At 70.9% G+C, this 4623-nt stretch carries 5 protein-coding genes; 3 read left to right on the top strand and 2 right to left on the bottom strand.

What is annotated here, in order from left to right:
- Positions 1–120, top strand: a 120-nt coding sequence (locus ACFVYN_RS40965; RefSeq protein WP_390007926.1) for a biotin/lipoyl-containing protein, incomplete at its 5' end; no start/stop codon positions are given.
- 247 nt (positions 121–367) lie between these two features.
- Here ACFVYN_RS40965 and ACFVYN_RS40970 read toward each other — a convergent pair.
- A complete protein-coding gene (locus ACFVYN_RS40970; protein WP_390007921.1) occupies positions 368–1330 on the bottom strand; it encodes a DeoR/GlpR family DNA-binding transcription regulator in 963 nt (320 codons plus the stop codon).
- 166 nt (positions 1331–1496) lie between these two features.
- The gene (locus tag ACFVYN_RS40975; RefSeq protein WP_390007923.1) at positions 1497–2945 is read right to left on the bottom strand and encodes an NAD(P)H-quinone dehydrogenase; all 1449 of its coding nucleotides are present in this window, start codon (positions 2943–2945) and stop codon (positions 1497–1499) included.
- A 96-nt stretch (positions 2946–3041) separates the two neighbouring features.
- On the opposite strand from ACFVYN_RS40975, the gene ACFVYN_RS40980 reads away from it, so the two are divergent.
- Both ACFVYN_RS40980 and ACFVYN_RS40985 read left to right on the top strand, forming a co-directional pair.
- Positions 3042–3479, top strand: a complete 438-nt coding sequence (locus ACFVYN_RS40980) for a gamma-glutamylcyclotransferase (RefSeq protein ID WP_007384315.1) — start codon at positions 3042–3044, stop codon at positions 3477–3479.
- A gap of 92 nt (positions 3480–3571) precedes the next feature.
- Positions 3572–4396 carry a purine-nucleoside phosphorylase gene (locus ACFVYN_RS40985; RefSeq protein ID WP_390007924.1) on the top strand — a complete coding sequence of 275 codons (825 nt, stop codon included), beginning with the start codon at positions 3572–3574 and terminating at the stop codon, positions 4394–4396.
- Positions 4397–4623 lie beyond the last annotated feature (227 nt).

Here is a 4623-nt window from a genome sequence, read left to right on the forward strand (position 1 = left end):
GAGGCCATGAAGATGGAACAGCCCCTCAACGCCCACAAGACCGGCACCATCAAGGGCCTGTCCGCGGAGGTCGGGGCGTCGATCACCTCGGGCGCCGCGATCTGCGAGATCAAGGACTGAGCGGCCGTACGACCCTCGAGGCGCCCCGCGGACCGCAGCAGTCGGTCCGCGGGGCGCCTCGCTTCCCCGTCCCCCGAGACGGTGGCATGACACGGCCCCACCGAACCGGAACGGGCCGCCGCAGGCATCCAGGGGCGCGGGACTGTGTCCATATGCGGCTCCGCCGCGTGGGCGCACAACGCCCGCCCCCACCAAACCCGCACGGCACCCATCCGCCGCAGGCCACGGCCCCGTCCCTCAAGCAGCCTCAGCGGCGCCGTAGATCCGCCACCCGTGCCCGCTCCGCGCCCGTGGTCGGGTCGCTCAGGGGCGTGGCCGTGCGGAGGCCAGGGCCCGTCGACGGGAGCTGGCTGCGGCGGGGGCCCGGAACGGGCACGTCCCGGCGCTGTTGCTGCCGCGCCGGGACCTGATCACCCCCCGGCGCTCCCGACGCGCCGGCCACGGCGATCTGCACCCCCTGGTCGGCGAGCGCCTGGAGTTCCGTGCCGGCCCGGTCGTCGTGGGCCGGGGGCTCGTCCGTGACCAGGCGGGTGATGAGGTCCGTGGGCACGGTCTGGAACATCGTGTCGGTGCCGAGCTTGGTGTGGTCGGCGAGGACCACGACCTCCGCCGCGGCCTGCACCAGCGCCCGGTCCACGGACGCCGACAGCATGTTGGACGTGGAAAGGCCGCGCTCGGCGGTGAGCCCGCTCCCGGAGAGGAAGGCCCGCGAGACCCTGAGCCCCTGGAGCGACTGTTCCGCCCCCGAACCCACCAGGGCGTAGTTGGAACCGCGCAGGGTGCCGCCGGTCATCACGACCTCCACCCGGTTGGCGTGGGCCAATGCCTGGGCCACCAGGAGGGAATTGGTCACGACCGTCAGCCCGGGAACCCGGGCGAGCCTGCGGGCCAGCTCCTGTGTGGTGGTACCCGCCCCCACCACAATGGCCTCGCCTTCTTCTACGAGACCCGCGGCGAGATCGGCGATGGCCGTCTTCTCGGCGGTCGCGAGATGCGATTTCTGCGGAAAGCCGGACTCCCGCGTGAACCCGCCCGGCAATACCGCACCGCCATGCCGGCGGTCGAGGAGTCCTTCTGCCTCCAGTGCGCGCACGTCCCGCCGTACGGTCACTTCGGAGGTCTGGACGACGCGGGCGAGCTCACGGAGCGACACGGCCCCATTGGCTCGCACCATTTCGAGGATCAATTGGCGACGTTCTGCAGCGAACACGAAACTGACAGTAACCCCAGCGACCGTCTGGTTTCAGCAGTTTGCGCCGAATTACAGAAGTTGTTCGCACTGTAGGACGGGGAGTGGTATAGGGCCTAATCTCCCCGCCTATGCCGCACGAATGGGCCGCAACTCCCCGTGACCAGGCAGGAATCGCTTTCGGCCGTCAGGCGCCCTCGGTCTCCTTGCGCGTGTGCAACTGCCGTGCGACCTCGGCGATCGACCCGGAAAGGGAGGGGTAAACGGTGAACGCGTTCGCGATCTGTTCGACCGTCAGATTGTTGTCGACCGCGAGCGAGATGGGATGGATCAGTTCCGAGGCGCGGGGCGCGACGACGACACCGCCCACGACGATCCCGGTGCCCGGCCGGCAGAAGATCTTGACGAAGCCGTCGCGGATGCCCTGCATCTTGGCGCGCGGATTGCGCAGCAGCGGGAGCTTCACGGACCGGGCGTCGATCTTCCCGCCGTCCACGTCGGACTGCGAGTACCCGACGGTGGCGATCTCGGGGTCGGTGAAGACGTTCGACGAGACCGTCTTCAGGTTCAGCGGGGCCACCGCGTCACCCAGGAAGTGGTACATGGCGATACGCCCCTGCATGGCGGCCACGGAGGCGAGAGCGAAGACGCCCGTCACGTCACCGGCGGCGTACACACCGGGAGCCGTCGTCCTGGACACCTTGTCGGTCCAGATGTGCCCGGACTCGCGGAGCTTGACGCCCGCTTCCTCGAGGCCCATCCCGGCGCTGTTGGGAATGGCGCCGACGGCCATCAGACAGTGCGAGCCGGTGATGACCCGGCCGTCCGCCAGCGTGACCTCGACCCGGTCCCCGACCCGCTTGGCGGACTGGGCACGGGAGCGCGCCATGACGTTCATGCCCCGGCGGCGGAAGACGTCCTCGAGCACCGCGGCCGCGTCCGGGTCCTCACCCGGCAGCACGCGGTCCCGCGACGACACGAGCGTGACCTTCGACCCGAGCGCCTGGTAGGCCCCGGCGAACTCGGCACCGGTGACACCGGACCCGACCACGATGAGCTCTTCGGGCAGTTCGTCGAGGTCGTAGACCTGGGTCCAGTTGAGAATGCGCTCACCGTCGGGCTGGGCGTCGGGAAGCTCACGGGGATGCCCACCCGTGGCGATCAGCACGGCGTCCGCGACGAGCGTCTCCTCGCTCCCGTCCACGGCCCGCACCACGACCTTGCGCGACCCGTCGAGGGCCTGCATGCCCTCCAGACGGCCACGCCCGCGCAGCACCCGGGCACCGGCACGCGTCACGGAGGCCGTGATGTCGTGCGACTGGGCAAGCGCCAGCCGCTTCACACGCCGGTTGACCTTGCCGAGGTCGACGCCCACCACCCGGGCGGCCTGCTCCAGAGGTGGAGTGTCATCGGCGACGATGATCCCCAACTCCTCGTACGACGAATCGAAGGTGGTCATCACCTCGGCCGTGGCGATAAGGGTCTTCGACGGCACGCAGTCGGTCAGCACCGACGCTCCGCCCAGACCGTCGCAGTCGACGACGGTCACCTCCGCGCCGAGCTGGGCGGCCACCAGGGCCGCCTCGTATCCGCCGGGTCCGCCACCGATGATCACGATCCGAGTCACGTACTCCATTGTCCCGTACGACGCGGGGTGCCACGGCCCGGGGGGCGCCCCGAGACGCCACTGTTACGGGAGAGACACCGGGGAAGCCTGCCGTACCCTCGACCCATGTCGCTCTACGCCGCCTATGCCGGCAACCTCGACGCGCGGCTGATGACCCGCCGCGCCCCGCACTCGCCGATGCGTGCCACGGGGTGGCTGAACGGGTGGCGGCTGACCTTCGGGGGCGAGCACATGGGCTGGGAGGGCGCCCTGGCGACGATCGTCGAGGACCCCCTCTCCCAGGTGTTCGTGGCGCTCTACGAGATCGCCCCCGCCGACGACGAGTCGATGGACCGGTGGGAAGGCGTGGGCCTGGACATCTACCGCCGCACGCGTATGCGGGTCCACACCCTGGAGGGTGAGGAACACGCCTGGACGTACGTCCTGAACGGCTACGAGGGCGGTCTGCCCTCCGCCCGCTACCTCGGCGAGATCGCGGACGCGGCGGAGTCCGCGGGTGCGCCCCACGACTACGTCATGGAGCTCCGCAAGCGCCCCTGCTGAGCGCTGTTGGTCGGAAACGACAAGACAACGATCGCCATCCCGTCAGCTCCGTCATCTACGCGCGTAGGCCCGGACCGGCTACCCTCATCCGCGTGAACGCATCTCTTCTTCCGGACGACATCCAGGGCGACCCGCATGCCGCCGCCGACGCCGCCGCCGCGCGCCTGCGCGAACTGACCGGCGCCGAGACCCACGACGTCGCCCTCGTGATGGGCTCCGGCTGGGCACCGGCCGTGGACGCCCTCGGTGCCCCCGACGCCGAGTTCCAGGTCACCGAGCTGCCCGGTTTCCCGCCGCCGGCGGTGCAGGGACACGGCGGCAAGATCCGCTCGTACCGGATCGGTGAGAAGCGGGCCCTGGTCTTCCTCGGCCGCACGCACTACTACGAGGGCCGCGGGGTGGCCGCCGTCGCGCACGGCGTCCGTACCGCGGTGGCCGCCGGCTGCAAGACGATCGTCCTCACCAACGGCTGCGGCGGCCTCCGCGAGGGCATGCGCCCCGGCCAGCCGGTCCTGATCAGCGACCACATCAACCTCACGGCGACCTCCCCGATCATCGGCGCGAACTTCGTCGACCTGACCGGCCTCTACTCCCCCCGCCTGCGCGCCCTGTGCAAGGAGATCGACCCGAGTCTGGAGGAGGGCGTCTACGCCCAGTTCCCGGGCCCGCACTACGAGACCCCGGCCGAGATCCGCATGGCCCGCGTCATCGGTGCGGACCTGGTGGGCATGTCGACGGTCCTCGAGGCGATCGCCGCGCGCGAGGCGGGGGCGGAGATCCTGGGCATCTCCCTGGTGACGAACCTCGCCGCGGGCATGACGGGCGAGCCCCTGAACCACGAGGAGGTCCTCCAGGCGGGCCGCGACAGCGCGACACGGATGGGGTCACTGCTGGCGCGGGTTCTGGACCGGATCTGAGGATTGCCCCAAGGGGGTGCCGGGTGCTGTCGTATGGCGAGTGCGGGCCGGTGGTGGCTGGTCGCGCAGTTCCCCGCGCCCCTGGGAGCTGCAGTCGCCCGCGCCAGGACGGACCGTGGGCCACCTCGCGCACCACGCGCGGGCCGTTCGCCGGACCGCGCGCCGCCAGGGACGGTTGGCCGCGTACGGCGGGCAGGGGACGGGGTGGGGGGTGTCCGCCCGCAGCG

The sequence above is a fragment of the Streptomyces sp. NPDC058307 genome (assembly GCF_042880295.1).
GTDB lineage: Bacteria > Actinomycetota > Actinomycetes > Streptomycetales > Streptomycetaceae > Streptomyces.

What these genes read in the sequence shown, in the direction of transcription:
- ACFVYN_RS40980 (WP_007384315.1), top strand. Translation starts at nt 3,042, where the DNA reads ATGTCGCTCTACGCCGCCTATGCCGGCAACCTCGACGCGCGGCTGATG.
- ACFVYN_RS40975 (WP_390007923.1), bottom strand. Translation starts at nt 2,945, where the DNA reads ATGGAGTACGTGACTCGGATCGTGATCATCGGTGGCGGACCCGGCGGA.